The 3,847-nt window shown below is 43.5% G+C and carries 3 protein-coding genes; 2 read left to right on the top strand and 1 reads right to left on the bottom strand.

Annotated features, from left to right (window positions below; genetic code table 11):
• Window positions 1-12: 12 nt before the first annotated feature.
• Together guaB and ABJL82_RS16410 are read left to right on the top strand one after the other, a co-directional pair.
• A complete protein-coding gene (gene guaB, locus ABJL82_RS16415) occupies window positions 13-1,527 on the top strand; it encodes an IMP dehydrogenase (RefSeq protein WP_347275789.1) in 1,515 nt (504 codons plus the stop codon).
• 177 nt (window positions 1,528-1,704) lie between these two features.
• Window positions 1,705-3,018 (top strand): CCA tRNA nucleotidyltransferase, encoded by a 1,314-nt coding sequence (locus ABJL82_RS16410; RefSeq protein WP_347275788.1) that lies wholly within the window; start codon window positions 1,705-1,707, stop codon window positions 3,016-3,018.
• A gap of 530 nt (window positions 3,019-3,548) precedes the next feature.
• On the opposite strand, the gene ABJL82_RS16405 is transcribed toward ABJL82_RS16410, so the two are convergent.
• Window positions 3,549-3,847 (bottom strand): carboxypeptidase regulatory-like domain-containing protein (locus tag ABJL82_RS16405; protein ID WP_347275787.1); only part of this gene is annotated, 299 nt, incomplete at its 5' end.

Below are 3,847 nucleotides of genomic sequence, written 5' to 3'. Positions count from 1 at the left end.
AATAACACACCCATGCCGCCGAACGGACTTGACGCAAAAACACTTTTTGAAGGGGGAGAAGGCATTACCTATAATGATTTCATTCTGCTTCCCGGACACATAGATTTTGTTTTAGACTCAATTAGTCTTGATACCAACCTTACCCGTAATATAAAGATAAAAAGACCCCTGGTCAGTTCGCCTATGGATACGGTAACCGAATCGAGGATGGCCATTAGCATGGCCTTGCTGGGTGGCATTGGCATTATTCATTATAACAATACCATTGAAGACCAAACAAAGGAGGTCCGCAAGGTAAAGAGATTTGAAAATGGTTTTATAACCGACCCGGTTGTCCTCAGTCCAACCCACACAATCATGGATGTTGATACTATTAAGGATGCATATGGGTTTTCCGGGATTCCTATAACAGAAGACGGCACATTAAATTCTAAACTAGTGGGAATTGTCACAAAGCGGGATATTGATTTTGAGGACAATCGAACGAAGCCATTGAGCGAGGTAATGACAAGGCAATTGGTTACAGCTCCCTCCGGCATATCTCTTTCTGACGGGAACAAAATATTAAAAGAAAGCAAAAAGGGGAAATTGCCGCTAATCGATAAACAGGGGCGGCTCGTATCTCTTATGAGCCGCACTGATTTGCTTAAAAACGAGGATTTCCCTTTTTCATCAAAAGATAAGGGCAAACAACTCCTTGTTGGCGCTGCGCTCTCTACCCGCGAAGAAGACAGGGAACGCCTTGCTGAACTGGCAACGGCGGGTGTGGATGTGATTGTCATCGATTCATCTCAAGGTGATACAATTTTTCAGATTGATATGGTACGGTACGTTAAGAAACACTATCCGCATATTGACGTGATCGGAGGAAACGTTGTTACCGCAAAGCAGTGTAAATCATTGATCGACGCAGGCGTTGACTCTCTACGTATAGGTATGGGAAGCGGTTCTATTTGTATTACCCAGGATACCCTTGCCGTAGGAAGGGCGCAGGGGTCTGCTGTATATCATACAGCGAAATTTTCCAGGGAATACGCAAATATTCCGGTTATCGCCGATGGTGGTATTGCCCATATCGGGCATATTGTCAAGGCCTTGTCCCTGGGGGCAAGCGCCGTGATGATGGGCGGACTGCTTGCCGGTACGACGGAATCTCCCGGCGAATATTTTTATGAGGGCGGCGTGCGGGTAAAAAAATACAGAGGCATGGCGTCTCATGAGGCTATGGAAAAGGGAGGCGGCAAAAGGTATTTGTCCGTTGAAGACCGTATAAAAGTTGCGCAGGGTGTTTCGGGAACGGTCGTTGACAAGGGTTCGGTTATTCATCTCGGGCAATATTTAATGCAAAGCTTATTGCATTCGCTGCAGGAACTTGGATGTAAAAGTGTTCATGATCTTCATCAGGGACTGTATGATGGAAACCTTCGTTTTGAAATGAGGTCGCAGTCCGCACAGACAGAAGGCAGTGTCCACGACCTCTATTCCAGCAAGGAACCCCACCTTGGCCTTTTAAGAAGGGGACGATAGTATATCCCTAAGCTGGCATAGCCAGAATCGAACAAGCACGAAAACAGTCTTCAGTCCGCAGTCCGCAGTCTGCAATTTGCTGATTGTCGGCTGTAGATTGCCGACTTGCATCAATGACCATTTAATATTTTGCCAAAAAATGCAAAGAAATTACCGGTAAGGTACTGAGCAGGAAGCATGTCTATAAAACAAAACGCCATTGAAATTGTAAAAACATTGCAGGATAAAGGTTTTGATGCCTTTTTTGCGGGCGGATGTGTGCGCGATATGATTATGAGGAGGGAATCTGCCGATTACGATATTGCCACGAATGCCCTTCCCCGGGACGTTATGAATCTCTTTAAAAAGACCTTTTCCGTAGGTGCGCAATATGGCGTGGTGGTTGTTGTAAAAGATGGATATAATTTTGAGGTTGCTACATTTCGCACAGAAAAATCGTATAGTGACGGACGGCATCCGGACTATGTATCCTTCAGCACTGCCGAAGAAGACGTCAGGCGGAGGGATTTTACCATTAACGGACTGTTGTATGACCCGGTGAAAAAGGAAATACTTGATTATGTCGGGGGAAGGGATGATATTGCCGCGGGTATTATCAGAACAATTGGCAGTCCTGTTGAACGGTTAACAGAGGACAAGTTGCGTATGATACGCGCAGTCCGCTTTGCGTGCCGGTTTAATTTTCATATCCACGAGGAAACAAGACAGGCGATTATAAGCCTTGCGCCGCAGATTCATGTGGTCAGCGCGGAGCGTATTCGTGAAGAGTTGCAAAAAATTATTACCGGACCAAACCCGCATCTTGGGATTCAACTGTTGGACGATCTTTGCCTTTTGCGCGAAATACTTCCTGAGGTATCAGAAATGAAAGGCGTCCGGCAGCCTGAAAATTTTCACCCGGAGGGGGACGTTTTTACGCATACCTTGTTATGTCTTTCTAAAATGGAAAATCCTTCGTGGACGCTGGCAATGGGCGTGTTGCTTCATGATATCGGGAAGCCACAGACATTCCAGGAATTGGACCGCATTCGGTTCAATTTGCATGAAAAAGTAGGGGCTGATATTACCGCTAAAATCTGTAATCGTTTAAAAACTTCCAACGCCGATAAGGAACAAATTATCTGGCTTGTCCTGAAACACCTCTGTTTTAAAGATGCTCAAAAAATGAGGCTTAACAAACTGAAACGGCTCTTTGCCCATGAAGCATACAAAGAACTTGAGGAATTATGCAGGATTGATGCCCTTGCGAGTTCCGGTGATTTATCAGACTACTATTTCTGCCGTGAGATGTTTGAAAAACTATCAAAGGAGGAGGTTAAACCACGGCCATTAATTACCGGACATGATCTTATTGCAATAGGATTAACCCCGGGACCCGCATTTAAGCATATTCTGACAAAGATTGAAGATGAACAACTTGATGGAAATATAACAACAAAAGAGGAAGCACTCAAAAAAGCACAGGAGCTAACCTGCGTGGATGCCGGATGATAAAATTGAGTATCCTTATACAAGATTGTTACATACAGATTATTTTCCAGGCAGGTTCAGGTTTACAGCCCAATGTCATTAAGTTAAGCGACCTGCCGCAAAAGTCCCCCTTAGAAAAGGGGGATAAAGGGGGTTGTTTTTGATCAAATATCCTTAACTTAATGGCATTGGTTTGCAGCCAGAACCAAACAAGCACGAAAACAGTCCTCAATCTGCAATTTGCCGACTGCCGACTGCCGACTGCATAAAGGACCATTTAATATCTTGCCAAAAATGCAAAGAAATTACTGGTAAGGTACTATGCCTTTTCACAGGCAGTGCTGCGAAAAGGAAATTCGAAATACTAAGCACGAAATTCTAAACAAATCCCAAAAAAACAAAATTTGAAATGACCAAAACCATAAGAGTTGAGTTGTTTTGAACATTTGAATTTTGAGTTTTGGTATTGTTTCGAATTTCGATATTCGAATTTAGAATTTAGACGCTTCGGTATAGCGACAAAAAATTGTCGATGTTTAGGCGTTAAGCGCCTAATTATCCGTTGCTGAAATCAATGTCTGCTCCGAGCTTGCAACCATTCTAATCATCTCTAAATATCTGTTCTCCCTCTTTAGTAAACTTATATCATTGGTTTGAGTTTGATAACCTTCTTTCTCATATTTGATTGTATAGGTTCCTACCTTCAGGGAAAGGGAATAACTACCGCTGCCGGAGGTTTCTTCGCTATAGGTTCGATATTCGTCTTTGGCAGATATCTTAACCTTAGATAAACCTTTGTTGTCGGTATTATATACATACCCATAAATGTCTGCTGATGCGGAGGTTATCT

Origin of the sequence: Candidatus Kuenenia sp. (assembly GCF_039794105.1) — a bacterium.
In the GTDB taxonomy this organism is placed as follows: Bacteria; Planctomycetota; Brocadiia; order Brocadiales; family Brocadiaceae; genus Kuenenia.
The sequence above is the reverse complement of the archived record's forward strand: the minus strand, read 5'-3'. Positions and strand labels throughout refer to the sequence as shown.

Bases quoted from the DNA above. Each gene is read 5' to 3' on its own strand.
- guaB (WP_347275789.1), top strand. From the start codon at position 13: ATGCCGCCGAACGGACTTGACGCAAAAACACTTTTTGAAGGGGGAGAA.
- ABJL82_RS16410 (WP_347275788.1), top strand. From the start codon at position 1,705: ATGTCTATAAAACAAAACGCCATTGAAATTGTAAAAACATTGCAGGAT.